The organism is Kribbella sp. NPDC056345 (genome assembly GCF_042262745.1).
Classification (GTDB): domain Bacteria; phylum Actinomycetota; class Actinomycetes; order Propionibacteriales; family Kribbellaceae; genus Kribbella.
Genome location: NZ_JBHJQQ010000017.1, coordinates 93,119 through 108,721 on the forward strand (window position 1 = coordinate 93,119; position 15,603 = coordinate 108,721).

Consider the following 15,603-nt stretch of genomic DNA (forward strand, 5'->3'; position numbering starts at 1 on the left):
ATTGAATTCTTGGTCACCTGCCCATTAACCTCCTGGTAAGGCTCGGGAAGGGGCGGACATGACCGACTGGGTGGTCGAACTGGGACAGGTGGGTGCCGGCGAGCTGGAGTCGGCCGGCGGCAAGGCCGTCAACCTGGGCATCCTGCTCCGCGCCGGGTTCCCGGTGCCGGGCGGTTTCTGCGTGACGACGCCGGCGTACCGGCAGGTCGCTCCGGCCGACGGCGATGCCGCAACGAGGCGGGAGGCGATCCTCGCGACCGAGGTGCCCGCCGACATCGAGCAGGCCATCCGCGCGGCCTACGCGGCGCTGGGGGCGGAGGTTCCGGTGGCCGTGCGCTCGTCGGCAACCGCCGAGGATCTGGGCTTCGCGAGTTTCGCCGGACAGCAGGACACCTACCTCGACGTGGTCGGGGCCGACGCCGTACTGGACGCCGTACGGCGTTGCTGGGCGTCACTGTGGACCGATCGGGCCTGGAGTTACCGCGAGACCAACGAGGTCGACCAGGACACGGTCGCAGTCGCTGTCGTCGTGCAGCGGATGGTCGACGCCAAGGCCGCCGGGGTGTTGTTCACGGCGAACCCGCTCACCGGCCGGCGCAACGAGGCCGTCATCGACGCCGCACCCGGGCTCGGCGAGGCGGTCGTGTCCGGCGCGGTGAACCCGGACCACTTCGTCGTCGACACCGCCACCGGCGCGATCCACGAGCGGACGCTCGTCCACGACTGTCTCACCGACGAGCAGGTGCGCGCACTGGCGACGCTCGGCGGACAGGTGCAGGAGCACTACGGCACGCCACAGGACATCGAGTGGGTACTCGATGCCGAGGGCAAGCTTTGGCTGACACAGGCCCGCCCGATCACCACGCTCTACCCGATTCCGCCGCAGCGGATGGATGGATCGAGTCCGCGCATCTACCTGTGCGGCAGCCTCGCGCAGGGTCTGGTCCGGCCGATCACACCGATGGGACTGGCCGGGTTCCGGTTGATCGCGACATCGGCCGCCGAGCTCGTCGGTGCCCGGGTCGACGATCCGCTCGACGGACCGGCGGCGTACACGGAGGCTGGGCAACGCTTCTTCGTCGACCTCACCCCGGCCGTGCGCAGTACGGTCGGCCGCGCGCTCGTGCCGCGGGTGTTCGGCGTGATGGAGGCCCGGTCGGCCGCAGTACTGCGACACGTCTTCGACGATCCGCGGTTCGCCGTACTGACGTCGTCGCGGCGGGAGGCCGGCGGCCGGCTCGCACGAGTGGCGCTTCGGAGGGGTGTTCCACTCCGCGTGCTGGCCGCCGTCCTGGCCCCGCGTCTCGCACACTTCCAGGTACGCCGGACCTCCCGGCGACTGGATTCGTTGCTGGCAGCCGCTTCGCGCTCCGCGACCGGGCGGCTGGATTTCGTCGAGCGGGTGCTCCGGAGCGAGGTCATCCCGTTGATGCCGCGATTGCTGCCCGCGCCCGCCGCGGGGTTCCTGATGCTGGGCTTGGCCCAGAAGGTGCTCGGCAAGGCGGTTCAGCCGGGTGAGCTGCAGACCGTTCTGCGTGGGCTACCGCACAACGTCACGACCGAGATGGACCTCGAGCTGTGGTCGCTGGCGCAGCGGATCCGTACCGACGAGGCGTCGGTCGAGGCGTTCGAGGAGCCGGCCGAGATCGTTGCCGAGCGCTACCGATCCGGTGGGCTGCCGAAGGTCACACAGGACGGACTGGCTGACTTCCTCGGCGTCTACGGTCATCGCGCCGTGGCGGAGATCGATCTCGGCCTGCCGCGCTGGTCGGAGAACCCGGCACACCTGATCGGCGTCCTGGCGAACTACCTGCGGCTGACCGATCCGGCGCTGGCGCCCGACCTCCAGTTCAAGGCCGGTTCGGCGGCGGCCTCGGCGAAGATCGCCGAGCTCGCGTTGCGGGTCAGCCCGCTGCGCAGCCGGATCGTCCGGTTCGCCCTCGGCCGGACCCGCGAACTCGCCGGTCTGCGCGAGGCCCCGAAGTACCTGCTGGTCCGCATCCTTGCCGCGGCCCGTCGCGAGCTCCGCCAGGTCGGCGCCGAGCTGGTCGAGGCCGGCCGCCTCGACTCCCCCACCGATGTCTTCTTCCTCGACCTGCGCGAACTGCGGTCGCCGGGCGACCTGCGGGCCATCGTCACCGAGCGCCGGGCGGCGTACGACCAGGAACTGCGCCGCCGCCGGGTGCCACGCCTGATTCAGTCCGACGGCGTGGAGCCCGAGACGCTGGCGATTCCCGCGGCCGTCGAGGGGGCACTGGTCGGCAGCCCGGCCTCAGCCGGCACGGTCACCGCGAAGGCTCGGGTGATCCTCGATCCGGTCGGCGCGCACCTGGAGCCCGGCGAGATCCTCGTCGCACCCTCGACCGATCCTGGCTGGACCCCGTTGTTCCTGACCGCCGGTGGGCTGGTGATGGAGATGGGCGGTTCCAATTCACACGGCGCGGTGGTCGCCCGGGAGTACGGGATCCCCGCGGTGGTCGGCGTACCGGACGCCACCCAACGCCTGGAAACCGGCGACCTGGTCACAGTCGACGGTGCCGCCGGAACCGTGGTGAAGGTCGAGGGCTAGTCCTTCTCGGCCAGGGCGGCCAGACCGGCGGTGATCACCGTGATGCCGAACTCGAAGCGCTCGTCGCCTTTGGCACCTGCTGTCAGGGCGGCAGCGAGGGCAACGGTGAGCGGGAAGCGGTCGGCGGGCAGCCCGACGAAGTACGCGCGCATCTCGGTGACGAAGTTCTCGATGTCGTCCACGGTCCAGGACGCCGCGTTCTGGACCGTCTCCTCGAAGGAGACCGCAGTGACGTAGAGCGGGATCAGGTCGACCGCCCAGGCGGCGGCCTGATCGGGGAGCTTGCCGGCCTTCAGGATCGCGAGGAGCTTCTCGGTCATCAGCAGTGCCTGCTCGCCGAGCGGAACCTGGCCGATCGCGGCTCGGGCGACGCCCGGGTTCGCCTGCAGTACGCGCAGCATCTCGCGCATGGCGTCCTTCAGCTGCTCCTGCCAGCGCTCCGGATCGGCCTCCTCGGGGAACTTCATCTGCTGGGCCGCCCGGTCGACCAGGAGTTGATCCAGCTCGCCCTTGTTCGCGACGTGGGCATACAGCGAGGCCGGGCCGGTGCCCAGCTCCTGGGCGATCTTGCGCATCGAGACCGCGTCGTACCCCTGCTCGACCATCAGCCGCATCGCGGCGTCCACGATCCGCTCGCGGGTCAGGGGTTCCTTGACCGGGCGCGGGGGTTTGGGCGGGCTGATCGGCTGCCACGGCGACTGGGTCATGCGGGCCACTCTAGCGAACAGCGTACTTGACAGGAACAGCGTTCGTGCGTAGAACAGTGTTCGTCAACGAACACCGTTCGCATTGGAGCCATCGATGAGCACCCCCACCCTCGCCACGGACCCCGTGGCCGCCGCACCCCCGGCGTACCGGTGGCGCTGGATCGTCCTCGCCACCGTGCTGGTCGCCGAGATCATGGATCTCGTCGACGCCACCATCGTGAATATCGCCGCGCCGTCGATCCGGGCCGAGCTCGGCGGGTCGGAGTCCGCGATGCAGTGGATGCTGGCCGGTTACACGCTCGCCTTCGCGATCGGGCTGATCACCTTCGGCCGGCTCGGTGACCTGGTCGGGCGCCGCCGGCTGTTCCTGATCGGCGCGGTCGGCTTCACGCTCGCCTCGGCCGCCTGCGGGCTGGCTACCTCCCCCGAACTGCTGATCGGCAGCCGGGTCGCGCAGGGTCTGCTCGGCGCGGTGATGATCCCGCAGGGCTTCGCGATGCTGAAGTCCGTCTTCCCACCCGCCGAGATCGGCAAGGCCTTCTCGCTGTTCGGCCCGGTGATGGGCCTGTCCGCGGTGGCCGGCCCGATCCTGGCCGGAGTCCTGATCGATGCCGACTGGTTCGGCCAGGGCTGGCGGATGATCTTCTTCATCAACGTCCCGATCGGCCTGCTCGCCATCTTCGGCGCGCTCCGCTTCATGCCCGAGCTGAAGACAGCTGGTGCGCAGCGGCTCGATGCAGCCGGTGTGCTCCTGGTCAGCCTGGCCTCGGCGCTGCTGATCTACCCGCTGGTCCAAGGCCGCGAGCTCGGCTGGCCGGTCTGGTCAATCGTGATGATGGTTGCCTCGGTCCCGGTCTTCGCGCTCTTCGTCTGGCGGGAACGGCGGTCGGGCAACCCGGTCATCGATCCGTCCCTGTTCCGCAGTCGCGGGTACGTCGCTGGGCTCGCCGTGATCACCACGTTCTTCCTGGCGATGTCCGGGTTCACGCTGGTCCTCAACCTGTTCACCCAGCTCGGACTGCACTACAGCCCGCTCAAGGCCGGCCTCTCGATGGTGCCGTTCTCGCTGGGCATCGCGATCGGCGCACCGCTGTCCGGCGGACTGCTCGCACCGAAGCTCGGGCGCGCGGCACTGCAACTCGGCGTCGCCGTGATGACGCTGGCGATGGGCGGAATGTGGCTCACCCTGCACCACTACGGCGAAGCCACCACGGTCTGGAACCTGGTCCCGGCGATGCTTGCCTGCGGCATCGGTTCCGGCATGGTGTTCGCGCCGCTGTTCGACATCATCCTGGCCTCGATCGACGACGAAGCGGCAGGCTCGGCGTCCGGCGTACTGACCGCGATGCAGCAGTTCGGAGGCGCGATCGGAGTCGCAGTCCTGGGCACGGTCTTCTTCCAGCTGCTCCGCGACCACTCCTTCCTCGCCGCTACCAAGACCACCGTGCTGGTCGCAATCGCCCTCTTCGTAGTCAGCCTCGCCGTCACCTGGCTGCTCCCGAAGCGCGCCCGCGTCTCAGCGCACTAGCGGTTCGCCATCACTTCGACGGACGGGTGCGTCGCTGAGCCGGGTGCTGGCGCGAGGGCCTTATTTTGCGGCTCATGACAGTACCGAGGTTTCTCGCAGCGACAGCGGTGGTCCTCCTGACCACCGCTGTCGTCAGTACGGCGCCCGCCCAGGCCGGCTCGCCTGAGGTTGTACGGGCCCAAGGCAACCTTCGTGATCTGCAGCTCGGGCAGGCCGGGCCCTTCGACCACGCGCGGGCCAGAGTCGTGATGGTCCAGCGCCACGGCCGCAGTCAGGTCATCCTGAAGGTGCAAGGCATCGACCGGTCGGTGTCCGGCCGGGACTTCGGCGCGCATCTGCACGCGGGCCCGTGCATCACCGGCAACGGCGCGGCAGCTGGGCCGCACTACAACTCCGACACGGTCGCCGGGCGCGTCCCGCCGCGGGTGAACGCGACGACCGAGGTGTGGCTGGACTTCGAGGTGACCCGCGCCGGGACCGGGTTCGCGATCACCAGCGTCCCGTTCGCGCCGCTGCCGGGGAACCGCTCCGTCGTGATTCATGAAATGCCGACCGACCACCACGGTGCCGCAGGGCCGCGCCAGGCCTGCTTGCCGGTGTCCTGGCGTTAGTCCCGGATCACGAATCCTTCTTTGACCAGCCAGTCCATGGCGACGTCGGCGGGCTCACGGCCGTCGACGTCGACCTGGGCGTTCAGGTCGATCAGCACCTCGTCGGTGAGCTTGTCCGACACCGGCTCGAACAGCTTCGGCAGCTGCGGGTACTCGTCGAGCACCTTCTTGCTCACCACCGGCGCCACGTTGTACGCCGGGAAGTACTTCTGGTCGTCCTCCAGGACCACGAGATCCAGCGACTTGATCCGGCCGTCGGTGGTGAAGATCTCGCCGAACAAGCAGTCGCCGTTCTGGGTCGCGACGTACACGGCACCGGTGTCGAGGGTCCGGATGTCGTTGCGCCGAACCCCGGTACCGAGCGGGATGCCGTAGTGCTTGAGCATCGGCTCGAAGCCGTCGTTGCGGTTGGCGAACTCGGACTCGACGCAGAACGTGCGCTCCTTCGCCGGTAGCGACTGGATCTGCGAGAGCTTGCTGATCTTCAGCCGGTCGGCCGTCTTCCGGGTGACCGCGAACCCGTAGCTGTTGTTCATCGGCGCCGGCTTCAGCCAGATCAGTCCGTGCTTCTCCCGGTCCTCTTTGGCGACCGCGTCGTACTGCTGCTGCTTGTCCGGGATACCGCTGTCGTGGCCGAGGTAGGAGATCCAGGCGGTCCCGGTGTACTCCCACGAGAATTGGATCTGGTCCTGCAGCATCGCCTGCCGGGAGGTGTCACTGCCCGGCATGTTGGTCAGGTCCTTCACCTCCGCGCCCGCCGACTGCAGCAGGATCGCGGCGATCTTGCCGAGGATCAGTTGCTCCTGGAAGCTCTTGGAACCGATCCCGATGGTCAGTCCGTCGAGACCTTGGACGGACTTCAGCGGACCGTTCAGCGAACCGGTCGGCACGAAACCACCGCTGGTCCCGAGACCACAGCCCGCGAGGACGAGCGTCATACCGATGGCCAGAAGTTTTCTCATCCCAGTCCTCTCGGACGGGTGACCTCTTCCAGGACACGGCCGGCCCAGTCGATCAGCAGCGCCAGCGCGGCGACCAGGATCGCGCCGCTGATCAGCACCGGGTATCTGAGCAGCCGGATGCCGGTGGTGATCAGACTGCCGAGTCCACCGGCGTCGATGAACGTGGCCAGCGTCGCGGTCCCGACGACCAGGACGAGCGCGGTCCGGATACCGGCCATGATCACCGGTACGGCGAGCGGCAGCTCGATGCGGCCGAGGACGGACCGGTTCGACATCCCCATCCCCCGGCCGGCCTCGACCAGGGTCCGGTCGACACCTTGCAGACCGACGATCGTGTTCCGCAGTACCGGCAGGATCGCGTACAGGCACAGCGCGAGGATCGCGGTCCAGAAGCCGAAGCCGAGCCAGATCGCGAGCAGCACGATCAGCCCGATCACCGGCGCGGCCTGGCCGGCGTTCGCCACCGCGACCACGAGCGGCGCGGCTCGCCGCAAGCGCGGGCGGGTGAGCGCGATCCCGAGCGGTACGGCGATCGCCAGCACGATGACCGTGGCCACCAGCGTCAGCTTCAGGTGCTCGACCGTCAGCCGCCCGAGCAGCCCCCAGTCCAGCTGCCGCTGCTCGATCGAGTCGAGCTCGGCCTGCGACCGCCAGATCGCCCAGGCCGCCAGCACGACCACCACGAACAACGGCTGCCCGATCAGCAGCCCCAGACTCGGCCGGCGATGCCGGCTACCCGCCAAACTCGCCGCGGCCGCCTTCGCATCAGCGATCCCCTCCGGCGGCCTGGTGTCCAAGGCGGTCACGCTACGACCTCTGGGGTCGGGTTGTGCTCGTCGTGGGTGACCTGGATCCGGTTCAGGACGGCCTGGAAATCGACGACACCGAGGTACTCGTCGCGGCGGCCGGTCACCACTGCGCTGCCGTGACTCGAGACGAGCATCAGGTCGAGTGCGTCGTTCAACGTCGCCCGCCGGTCGATGGTGACCAGGTCGGTGCCATCCTGTGGTGCCGGAATCCGGTCCAGGTGCACCAGATCGCGGGTCCACAACCAGTTCACCGGCCTCCGCTTGGCGTCCAGGACCACGATGCAGTCGTCACCAGCCGCCTGTGCGGCCCGCAGTACGTCGGCCGCCGCGGCACCGATCTGGCCGACAGTCCGGCTGCCCAGATCGATCTCGCTGACCCGGCTCAAGGTGAGCTGCTTCAGCGCGGCCCCGGCCCCGACGAAGTCGGCGACGAAACGGTCGGCCGGGTTGGCCAGGATCGCCTCCGGTACGTCGTACTGGGCGATCTTCGCGCCCTCGGTCAGGATCAGGATCCGGTCACCGAGTTTGACCGCCTCGTCGAAGTCGTGGGTGACGCAGACGATCGTCTTGCGCAGCTCCTCCTGGATGCTGAGCAGCTCGTCCTGCAGCCGCTGCCGCGTGATCGGGTCGACCGCTCCGAACGGTTCGTCCATCAGGATCACCGGCGGGTCCGCGGCCAGGCCGCGCGCGACGCCGACGCGCTGCTGCTGACCGCCGGACAGCTCGCGTGGGTAACGGCCGCGGTACCTGGCCGGGTCGAGGCCGACCAGGTCCAGCAGTTCGTCGACGCGTTCCGCCGTACGGCGCCGGTCCCAGCCGAGCAGTCCCGGGACCAGGGCGATGTTCTGGGTCACCGTCATGTGCGGGAACAGGCTGCCACCCTGGATCACGTACCCGATCCTGCGGCGCAGGTCGTCGTCGTGCTGCCGGCCGACCTCCTCACCGCCGATCCGGATCGTGCCCGAGGTCGGCTCGATCAGGCGGTTGATCATCTTCAGCGAGGTCGTCTTGCCGCACCCGGACGGACCGACGAACATCACGATCTCCCCGGCCGGGATGTGCAGGCTGAGGCTCTCGACCGCCGCGCGCTTCTGGCCCGGGTACCGCTTCACGACATCGATCAGCTCGATGTCGACACCGGTGGTTTCTGTAGTGCTTTCAGGCACGGATACCCCTTGAGGTGGTCAGGCGGCCGGCGAGCAGCAGCAATGCGTCCAGGACAAGAGCGAGCAGCACCACGCCGAGGGTGCCGACCAGGGCCGAGTTGAGCGCGTTCGCGCCACCGATCTGGGTCAGCCCGGTGAAGATGAAGCTGCCGAGCCCGGGCCCGAGCACGTACGCCGCGATAGCGGCGATGCCCATCGACATCTGCGCGGAGACCCGGACCCCGGCCAGGATGACCGGCCAGGCCAGCGGCAGCTCGATCCTTACGAGCGTGCGGATCGCGCCCATGCCCATTCCGCGGGCCGATTCGATCAGGGCGTTGTCCACACCGGCCAGGCCGACGACCGCGTTCCGCAGGATCGGCAGGGTCGCGTAGAAGGTGACCGCGATCACGGAGGTCGCCGTACCGATGCCTGCGATCGGGATCAGCAGGCCGAGCAGCGCGAACGACGGAATGGTCAGACCGATCGCGCTGACCCCTCCGGCGAGCGCGACGACCCGCGGGTTGCGGTGCACGAAGACCGCCAGCGCCACGGCGAGCACGGTCGCCAGCAGCACGCACTGGATCACCAGACTCAGATGCTGGTAGCTCTGATAGAGCAGCTGCGCGTGCCGCTCGGTGATGTAGTCCCACATGCGCGGCTCCGTACCCATCAAGTGTTCGCTTCACACGGTGGTACGGTCCGGACAGGCCGAAGCCCCCGTTCACGACCGTGAACGGGGGCTTCGGAGGTAGATCAGTTGAACGAGTCTCCGCAGGCGCAGGAGCCGGTCGCGTTCGGGTTGTCGATCGTGAAGCCCTGCTTCTCGATCGTGTCCACGAAGTCGATCGACGCGCCCTTGAGGTACGGCGCGCTCATCCGGTCGGTGACGACGCTCACACCGTCGAAGTCGGCGACCACGTCACCGTCGAGGTTGCGCTCGTCGAAGAACAGCTGGTACCGGAGCCCGGAACAGCCACCCGGCTGTACGGCGACCCGGAGCGCGAGGTCGTCGCGGCCTTCCTGGTCGAGCAGCGCCTTCACCTTGGCTGCGGCCCCGTCGGTGAGGAGCACACCACTGGCGACGGTCTGCTCGGTCTGCGCTTCAGTCATTCCTGACTCCAGTCATCTCGCAAAAATCCTGTCAACACCGGTCAACCTCACCCGGTCCGCGAACATTCCCATGGTCGCACACCTAATTTGAGGATCAAGAATCTTGGCTACCTTGCCCACGTCTTGGCCACCCGCTCGGCCACCGTGGCCAGCGACCCGTGCGGGTCCGCGAAGGCCTGTTCCTCGCCCACCGCGTCGACCAGCGAATACGCCGATTCCACGCCCATCGTGCGCATTTCCCGGGCTCCGATCAGTACCTTGCCGGCCAGCACCACACACGGCCGCATCGCGTCGTTCGCGACCTTGGCCACGCCGGCGATCACCTTGCCGTCGCGGGACTGGAAATCGAACGCGCCCTCACCGCTCAGCACCAGGTCGACCTTGGCGGCCTTCTCCTTCAGCCCGGTCAGCTCCGCGACCAGGTCGATCCCGGAGACCCGCTCGGCGCCCAGCAGCAACAGAGCGTAACCGAGCCCACCCGCCGCACCCGCGCCCTTCTGGTCGGCGGTCTTCCGCCCGGCCAGCTCCGCGAACTTGGTCAGGTAGCCGTCCACCGCGGGCTTGCGCTCGTCGGTGATGCCCTTCTGGCTCCCGAAGATGTTGGTCGCGCCGCGCAGCCCCAGCATCGGGTTCTCCACGTCACTCGCTGCGACGAACTCGATCCCGGCCACCCGCGCCAGCGCAGGCTCCAGGTCCACCGCCGTCAACTCAGCCAGCCCAGTCGCCCCGGCCGCCAGGTCACCGTCCACCGCAGTCGCTCCCAGCGCGGCCAGCAGCCCCGCACCGGCATCGTTGGTCCCCGAACCCCCGAGCCCCAGGATGACCCGCTTCGCCCCAGCATCGACTGCTGCCGCAATGAGCTGTCCCACGCCGTACGTCGTACCGTCCTCAGGCCGCCGGTCCTCCGGCTCCACCAGGTGCAACCCGCAGGCTTGCGCCGTCTCGATGTACGCCGTCTCCCCCGCTACCAGCACGGTCGCCGGAGTCTCCTCGCCCAGCGGGCCACGCACCGTCACCGACAGCAGCGTCCCGTCCACCACCGCGGACAGCACGTCGATGAACCCCGGGCCACCATCAGCCATCGGCGCCACCAGCACCTCAGCCCCCGGATCCCGCCGCCGCCACCCTTCCTCAATGGCCGCAGCCGCCTCCACCGCGGTCAACGTCCCAGCAAACTTGTCCGGCGCAATCAGCACTCGCATGGCGACATCCTCCCCTACCCACAGGCGGACCCGCTCCCCACCAGCCATCCGTCGGACACCCGCTGTGGACCGCCCCACTCAGTGGCACAGATCCGCGCTTACACTCCGCCCGTGAGCTGGCCCACCACCGCTGCCGAAGCGATCGCCGTTCAGCACGAACTGCGCGACCAGGTCGACCGCACCGACCACGGCGGACCTCCGCGGTACGCCGCCGGGCTGGATGTCGCGTACGGCGACCGCCTGGCCGCGGCGATCGTCGTACTGGACTTCGAGACCCTCGCCGAGGTGGATCACGCCGTGGTGCTGGGCAAGACCGCGTTCCCGTACGTGCCCGGGCTGTTCGCGTTCCGCGAGGTACCGGGGCTGCTGAGCGCGCTCGAGCAGCTTTCGACCACACCTGACCTGCTGGTGTGCGACGGCCAAGGTCTCGCCCACCCACGCCGGTTCGGGCTCGCCTCACACCTCGGGGTGCTGACCGGGATCCCGTCGATCGGTGTCGCCAAGACGGCGTTCGTCGGGACGCATGCCGAGCCCGGGCCGGCGCGCGGTGCGACTGCAGACCTGATGCTCGACGACGAGGTGGTGGGTGCCGTCGTACGGACCCAGGAGCGGGTCAAACCGGTCTACGTCTCGATCGGCCACCGAGTGAGCCTGGCGACCGCGATCAGGCACGCCCTGCACCTCGCACCGCGGTACCGCCTGCCGGAGACGACTCGCGCCGCCGACAGGCTGTGTCGACACGCCCTAGTCGCGGGCTGACTTGCCGGGGAGGGCGAGCATGCGGTCGAGGGCGATCTTGGCGTAGTGCTCGGTGTCGGCGTCGACCTTGATCGGGTTGACGACATGGCCGGCGACCAGGTTCTCCAGGGTCCAGACCAGGTGCGGCAGGTCGATCCGGTTCATCGTGGCGCAGTAACAGACGGTCTTGTCGAGGAAGACGATGTTCTTGTCCGGGTTCTGCTTGGCCAGCCGCTGCACGAGGTTGAGCTCGGTCGCCACGGCCCACGACGTACCGGGCTCGGCCTCCGCCAGCGCGTTGATGATGTACTCCGTCGACCCGACGTAATCCGCCTTGGTGACGACCTCGTGCCGGCACTCCGGGTGCACGATCACGTTCACCCCAGGAACCCGCGAGCGCACGTCGTCCACCGACTCCGGCGTGAAGCGGCCGTGCACCGAGCAGTGCCCGCGCCACAGGATCATCTTGGCCGCGGCCAACTGCTCCTTCGTCAGCCCGCCGCCCGGCTTGTGCGGGTCATAGACGACGCACTCGTCGAGCGAGATCCCCATCTGGAGCACGGCGGTGTTCCGCCCGAGGTGCTGATCCGGCAGGAACAGCACCTTCTCCCCCTGCGCGAACGCCCACTCGAGCGCCACGTCAGCGTTGCTCGACGTACAAACCGCTCCCCCATTACGCCCACAGAATGCCTTGATGTCCGCACTGGAGTTCATGTAGGTGACCGGAACCGTCACGTCAGCCACGCCCGCGTCGGCGAGAGCCTCCCAGGCGGCCTCAACCTGCTGGATCCGCGCCATATCCGCCATCGAGCACCCAGCCGCCAGGTCCGGCAGGATCACCGTCTGGTTCTCGTTGGTGAGGATGTCGGCCGACTCAGCCATGAAGTGCACACCACAGAAGACGATGTACGGCGCATCCGGCCGGTTCGCCGCGTCCCGAGCCAGCTTGAACGAGTCCCCAGTGACATCAGCAAACTGAATCACCTCGTCACGCTGGTAGTGGTGACCCAGCACGAACACCTGGTCACCAAGCGCAGCCTTCGCCTTCAGCGCCCGCTCCACCAGATCCGGATCCGAAGCCGGCGGCAGCGCACCAGGGCACTCAACCCCCCGCTCGGAGTGCGGATCCGTGTTCTGCCCCAGGAACAACAGCGGCAAGGACTTGGCCCCATCGGCAATCGTCGTCACGTCAATCATCGTGCCACGTTTCCGCCCCCGCCCACGTGTCCCCCGTCACTGCCCAGATCCTGAAACTCGCCGCGGCGGACCCGCCACCACCCACCAACACCGCGCGACCCGCCTGGTCCACGCTCAGCACGCCCTGCCCAGCCCACTCCGAAGCAGGTTGGACGGTGACACAGCTCCGCACATCCTAGCTGCGCGCGGCAGGACCGGTCACACTCGATGCCCCACACCGCCAACGGATCATCGGGAGACGTGGGCTGGGGCGTACCAATCCGCCAGGAGGTCTGGGAGGCGGTCGGGGCCCCAGCGGTCTACGGGGGTGATGCGTCCGTTGAGGGAGGCGAGGCCCTTGGCCAGGGCGCCGACTACGTCGCCTTGCCAGGGGACGACGGCGCCTTCACCGGGGCCGACGATGACGGAGGGGCCGCCGCGGTCGAGGCAGACGACGGGGCAGCCGGAGGCGAGGGCTTCGGTGACGGCCCAGCCGGCGGCTTCGCGCAGGGCGGGAGCCAGTACGGCGTCGGCCCGGAACATCGCGGCCAGCACCGACTCACGAGGTAGCTGGCCGGTGAACTCGACGCGGTCACGGACCCCGAGTTGGAGGGCGAGCCGCTCGGCGCGTTCCCAGTCCGGGCCGTCGCCGATGATCCGGAGCACCCAGTTGGCGGCTTCGGGGCGGGCCAGGGCGCTGATCGCGAGCAGCACGCCCTTCCACGGGATCAGGCGGCCGACGAACAGTGCCGTCTTCACGCCCGGCGGCCCGAACGGCTCGTACGGGCCGGAGGCGGTGAAGCGGCTGATCGCGACGTTCGGCTGGACGACGATCTCGCGGGCATAGGCACGGAAGGTCGCGGCTACATCGTTGTTCTGGGCAACCATCAGGTCGGCTGTCCGGGCTGCCTTGCGGCCGGTCAGGTGCCGGCGGATCCCGGTGTAGACCCGGCGCACCAGTTCGCCGACCACACCGCGCGGCCCCAGCCAGTGCGCCATCGACAGCGGCGCGGTCGTCGAACCACCGACCGGCCCCCAGATCACCTTCGCCGACGACGGCCGCACCACGCCGGCCGCCATCCAGTCGACGGCAAACGTCAGATGGTGGATGACGTCGTACGAGTGCTCGGCATGCAGCTCAGCCGCAGTCCGCGCGGCCAGCCGCTGCCACAGCGGGTAGTACCAGTACACGTCCGCCGGCCGGCGCCGCAGCTTCAGCACCCAGCGCGGCAACTCCAGCGGTACGACGGTCAGTCCGGGCACCGGCCGGATCGCGAGCTCCTCGGCGATCTCGTGCACGAACTTCGCCCGGGTCAGCAGCCACACGTCGTGATCGCGAGCCGCCGCCTTCGCCCACGCCCAGCCTGCGCCGGGCTCGGAACCGCCCTGGGGCCGGCACGCGTACGCGCTGATCAGGACCTTCGGACGGCTCGTCATCAGCTCAGCCCCTCCAGCAGGCGGCGCAGATCGGTACTCGAGGTGGACGCCGTGTACGGGAAGTAATGCACCTGCGCCCCGACCTCGCCGAGCAGCCGCTCGAGCCGAGTACCCTTCTCCGTCCCTTTCCAGTCGTCGCCCTTGAACAGGACGTCGTACCGGAGTTGTTTCCACATCTCGAACTTGTCGCTCGACCAGTCGCTGACCACCTCGTCGACCAGACCGAGCGCCCGGACGACCTCCATCCGCTCGTCGTGCGGAACGACCGGCGGGCGGCCCTTGATCCGGGTCACCACGTCGTCCTCGACGACTCCGGCGATCAGGTGGTCACAATGCTCGCGGGCCCGGCGCAGGATGTTCAGATGACCGATGTGGAACATGTCGTAGACACCCGGCGCGTAGCCGACGACACCCATCAGCCGCGCACCGGCTGCAGCGCAGCCATCTCCCGGTACCACTTGACGACGGCCGCCGCCAGGAAGAGCAGGTTGATCGCGAGCAACCCGCCGTACAGGACTGCGAACAGCGACTGGGTGCCGAAGGCAAGGAACACCAGGCACAGTACGCCGTAGTCGGTCGGTGCGATCAGCAACGACTTCAGCACGGAATCGCCACGCTGGTTGGGCTTCTGGGCACCACCGTGCCCGCGGCGCAGCTGGTCGATCAGGATCAGCCCGAAGAACAGCACCGAGGACAGACAGAGATAAGCCAGCGGGACGAGCAGGATCAGCTCGTTGCTGAAGGCATCGAAACGGTAGAACGAGATCAGTACGGCGCTGTGCAGCAGCACGATCTTGACCGCGTCGATCATGTGATCCAGCCACTCACCGAGCGGCGAACCGCCACCACGCAGGCGCGCCAGCTGACCGTCGGCCGAGTCGAGCCCGTAACCGAGCACCAGCAGCACGGTCACCGCCAGCGCCAGCCCGAACGACGGCCGCACGGTCGCAACCAGCGCTATCCCGGCCAGCGAGCACAGGCCGCTGGTAATACTGACCTGATTCGGAGTCCGCCCGGCCAGGAACGCGGTCGCCGCGAACACCCGCCCGATCCGCCGATTCACGAACCGCGAGTACGCCGGCGTCCCAGCCGACGGCTTCTGCGCCCCGGACAGCCGCGCGACTGCCTCTGTATACGCGCTCATGCCACCGAGCTGCGGGACTGCCGCTGGTCGATCGCCGCGCGGAGGATCGTGCTGCGGGACATCCGGGCGTCGGGCAGCTCGCGCAGGCCCGGTACGCCGTTCAGGTCGTCCGCACCGAGGACACCGTCGAGGTCGGCGGCGAACACCAGCCGGCCGGACAACAGCTTGCTGTCCACGTCGTCGATGACGACCACTTCGTCGACCGCCCGCAGGTGCTGCAGGATCTGGACCCGCTCGACCAGCGGCACGAACGGCCGCGCACCCCAGGCATCCATCGCCCACTCGTCGGTCAGCACACCGACGACCAGCCGGTCACACGCCTGGCGGGCCCGCTCGAGCACGTCGAGATGCCCGACGTGGAACAGGTCGAAGACCCCGGCCAAGAATCCGTTCTGCGGCAAACTGTGTTCCCCCTGCGGCTCCCCCACGGAGCGTTGTGTTACGCGGCCGGGCCGATGAGCG

Annotated in this window: 16 protein-coding genes; 4 read left to right on the forward strand and 12 right to left on the reverse strand. The window is 68.7% G+C overall.

Going from position 1 to position 15,603, the window contains the following annotated elements; genetic code table 11:
• Positions 1-58 precede the first annotated feature (58 nt).
• On the forward strand, positions 59-2,569 hold the full coding sequence (locus tag ACFCV3_RS37605; protein WP_376038874.1) for a PEP/pyruvate-binding domain-containing protein: 2,511 nt from the start codon (positions 59-61) through the stop codon (positions 2,567-2,569).
• Here the strand turns inward: ACFCV3_RS37605 and ACFCV3_RS37610 are convergent.
• Positions 2,566-3,276, reverse strand: coding sequence for a TetR/AcrR family transcriptional regulator (locus ACFCV3_RS37610; protein ID WP_376038877.1), 711 nt, complete (start codon positions 3,274-3,276; stop codon positions 2,566-2,568). The two genes, ACFCV3_RS37605 and ACFCV3_RS37610, sit on opposite strands and share 4 nt — an antisense overlap.
• A gap of 94 nt (positions 3,277-3,370) precedes the next feature.
• Between ACFCV3_RS37610 and ACFCV3_RS37615 the strand changes: the two genes are divergently transcribed.
• Entirely contained in the window at positions 3,371-4,804 is a 1,434-nt protein-coding gene (locus ACFCV3_RS37615; RefSeq protein ID WP_376038879.1) for an MFS transporter, read from the forward strand.
• A 74-nt stretch (positions 4,805-4,878) separates the two neighbouring features.
• On the forward strand, positions 4,879-5,415 hold the full coding sequence (locus ACFCV3_RS37620) for a hypothetical protein (RefSeq protein ID WP_376038882.1): 537 nt from the start codon (positions 4,879-4,881) through the stop codon (positions 5,413-5,415).
• Here ACFCV3_RS37620 and ACFCV3_RS37625 read toward each other — a convergent pair.
• The 6 genes from ACFCV3_RS37625 to ACFCV3_RS37650 all read right to left on the reverse strand — a co-directional run bounded on the left by ACFCV3_RS37625 (position 5,412) and on the right by ACFCV3_RS37650 (position 10,646).
• Positions 5,412-6,377: a glycine betaine ABC transporter substrate-binding protein gene (locus tag ACFCV3_RS37625; protein WP_376038884.1), complete on the reverse strand. Its 966-nt coding sequence runs from the start codon at positions 6,375-6,377 to the stop codon at positions 5,412-5,414. The two genes, ACFCV3_RS37620 and ACFCV3_RS37625, sit on opposite strands and share 4 nt — an antisense overlap.
• The gene (locus tag ACFCV3_RS37630) at positions 6,374-7,183 is read right to left on the reverse strand and encodes an ABC transporter permease (protein ID WP_376038887.1); all 810 of its coding nucleotides are present in this window, start codon (positions 7,181-7,183) and stop codon (positions 6,374-6,376) included. The genes ACFCV3_RS37625 and ACFCV3_RS37630 overlap by 4 nt, the downstream gene beginning before the upstream one ends.
• Positions 7,180-8,352 (reverse strand): ABC transporter ATP-binding protein, encoded by a 1,173-nt coding sequence (locus tag ACFCV3_RS37635; protein WP_376038888.1) that lies wholly within the window; start codon positions 8,350-8,352, stop codon positions 7,180-7,182. The genes ACFCV3_RS37630 and ACFCV3_RS37635 overlap by 4 nt, the downstream gene beginning before the upstream one ends.
• Complete coding sequence (locus ACFCV3_RS37640) at positions 8,345-8,986, reverse strand: ABC transporter permease (protein ID WP_376038890.1); 642 nt, start codon at positions 8,984-8,986, stop codon at positions 8,345-8,347. The genes ACFCV3_RS37635 and ACFCV3_RS37640 overlap by 8 nt, the downstream gene beginning before the upstream one ends.
• A gap of 101 nt (positions 8,987-9,087) precedes the next feature.
• Complete coding sequence (locus tag ACFCV3_RS37645; protein WP_132406182.1) at positions 9,088-9,444, reverse strand: iron-sulfur cluster assembly accessory protein; 357 nt, start codon at positions 9,442-9,444, stop codon at positions 9,088-9,090.
• A gap of 107 nt (positions 9,445-9,551) precedes the next feature.
• Positions 9,552-10,646, reverse strand: a complete 1,095-nt coding sequence (locus ACFCV3_RS37650) for a glycerate kinase (RefSeq protein WP_376038893.1) — start codon at positions 10,644-10,646, stop codon at positions 9,552-9,554.
• A 111-nt stretch (positions 10,647-10,757) separates the two neighbouring features.
• Here ACFCV3_RS37650 and nfi point away from each other — a divergent pair, with 111 nt between their 5' ends.
• On the forward strand, positions 10,758-11,405 hold the full coding sequence (gene nfi, locus ACFCV3_RS37655; protein WP_376038896.1) for a deoxyribonuclease V: 648 nt from the start codon (positions 10,758-10,760) through the stop codon (positions 11,403-11,405).
• Here nfi and nadA read toward each other — a convergent pair.
• The 5 genes from nadA to ACFCV3_RS37680 form a co-directional block, all read right to left on the reverse strand.
• The gene (nadA, locus tag ACFCV3_RS37660) at positions 11,391-12,581 is read right to left on the reverse strand and encodes a quinolinate synthase NadA (protein WP_376038898.1); all 1,191 of its coding nucleotides are present in this window, start codon (positions 12,579-12,581) and stop codon (positions 11,391-11,393) included. The genes nfi and nadA overlap by 15 nt on opposite strands.
• Before the next feature lie 228 nt (positions 12,582-12,809).
• Entirely contained in the window at positions 12,810-13,997 is a 1,188-nt protein-coding gene (locus ACFCV3_RS37665) for a glycosyltransferase (protein WP_376038900.1), read from the reverse strand.
• Entirely contained in the window at positions 13,997-14,413 is a 417-nt protein-coding gene (locus tag ACFCV3_RS37670; protein ID WP_376038901.1) for an adenylyltransferase/cytidyltransferase family protein, read from the reverse strand. The genes ACFCV3_RS37665 and ACFCV3_RS37670 overlap by 1 nt, the downstream gene beginning before the upstream one ends.
• Complete coding sequence (locus ACFCV3_RS37675; protein ID WP_376038904.1) at positions 14,413-15,141, reverse strand: CDP-alcohol phosphatidyltransferase family protein; 729 nt, start codon at positions 15,139-15,141, stop codon at positions 14,413-14,415. Before ACFCV3_RS37675 ends, ACFCV3_RS37670 begins: the two co-directional genes overlap by 1 nt.
• On the reverse strand, positions 15,138-15,542 hold the full coding sequence (locus ACFCV3_RS37680; protein ID WP_376038907.1) for an adenylyltransferase/cytidyltransferase family protein: 405 nt from the start codon (positions 15,540-15,542) through the stop codon (positions 15,138-15,140). Before ACFCV3_RS37680 ends, ACFCV3_RS37675 begins: the two co-directional genes overlap by 4 nt.
• Positions 15,543-15,603 lie beyond the last annotated feature (61 nt).

Excerpts from the sequence above, each read along its gene's own strand:
- ACFCV3_RS37605 (WP_376038874.1), top strand. The coding sequence starts at position 59 with ATGACCGACTGGGTGGTCGAACTGGGACAGGTGGGTGCCGGCGAGCTG.
- ACFCV3_RS37610 (WP_376038877.1), bottom strand. The coding sequence starts at position 3,276 with ATGACCCAGTCGCCGTGGCAGCCGATCAGCCCGCCCAAACCCCCGCGC.
- ACFCV3_RS37615 (WP_376038879.1), top strand. The coding sequence starts at position 3,371 with ATGAGCACCCCCACCCTCGCCACGGACCCCGTGGCCGCCGCACCCCCG.
- ACFCV3_RS37620 (WP_376038882.1), top strand. The coding sequence starts at position 4,879 with ATGACAGTACCGAGGTTTCTCGCAGCGACAGCGGTGGTCCTCCTGACC.
- ACFCV3_RS37625 (WP_376038884.1), bottom strand. The coding sequence starts at position 6,377 with ATGAGAAAACTTCTGGCCATCGGTATGACGCTCGTCCTCGCGGGCTGT.
- ACFCV3_RS37640 (WP_376038890.1), bottom strand. The coding sequence starts at position 8,986 with ATGTGGGACTACATCACCGAGCGGCACGCGCAGCTGCTCTATCAGAGC.
- ACFCV3_RS37645 (WP_132406182.1), bottom strand. The coding sequence starts at position 9,444 with ATGACTGAAGCGCAGACCGAGCAGACCGTCGCCAGTGGTGTGCTCCTC.
- ACFCV3_RS37650 (WP_376038893.1), bottom strand. The coding sequence starts at position 10,646 with ATGCGAGTGCTGATTGCGCCGGACAAGTTTGCTGGGACGTTGACCGCG.
- nadA (WP_376038898.1), bottom strand. The coding sequence starts at position 12,581 with ATGATTGACGTGACGACGATTGCCGATGGGGCCAAGTCCTTGCCGCTG.
- ACFCV3_RS37665 (WP_376038900.1), bottom strand. The coding sequence starts at position 13,997 with ATGACGAGCCGTCCGAAGGTCCTGATCAGCGCGTACGCGTGCCGGCCC.
- ACFCV3_RS37670 (WP_376038901.1), bottom strand. The coding sequence starts at position 14,413 with ATGGGTGTCGTCGGCTACGCGCCGGGTGTCTACGACATGTTCCACATC.
- ACFCV3_RS37675 (WP_376038904.1), bottom strand. The coding sequence starts at position 15,141 with ATGAGCGCGTATACAGAGGCAGTCGCGCGGCTGTCCGGGGCGCAGAAG.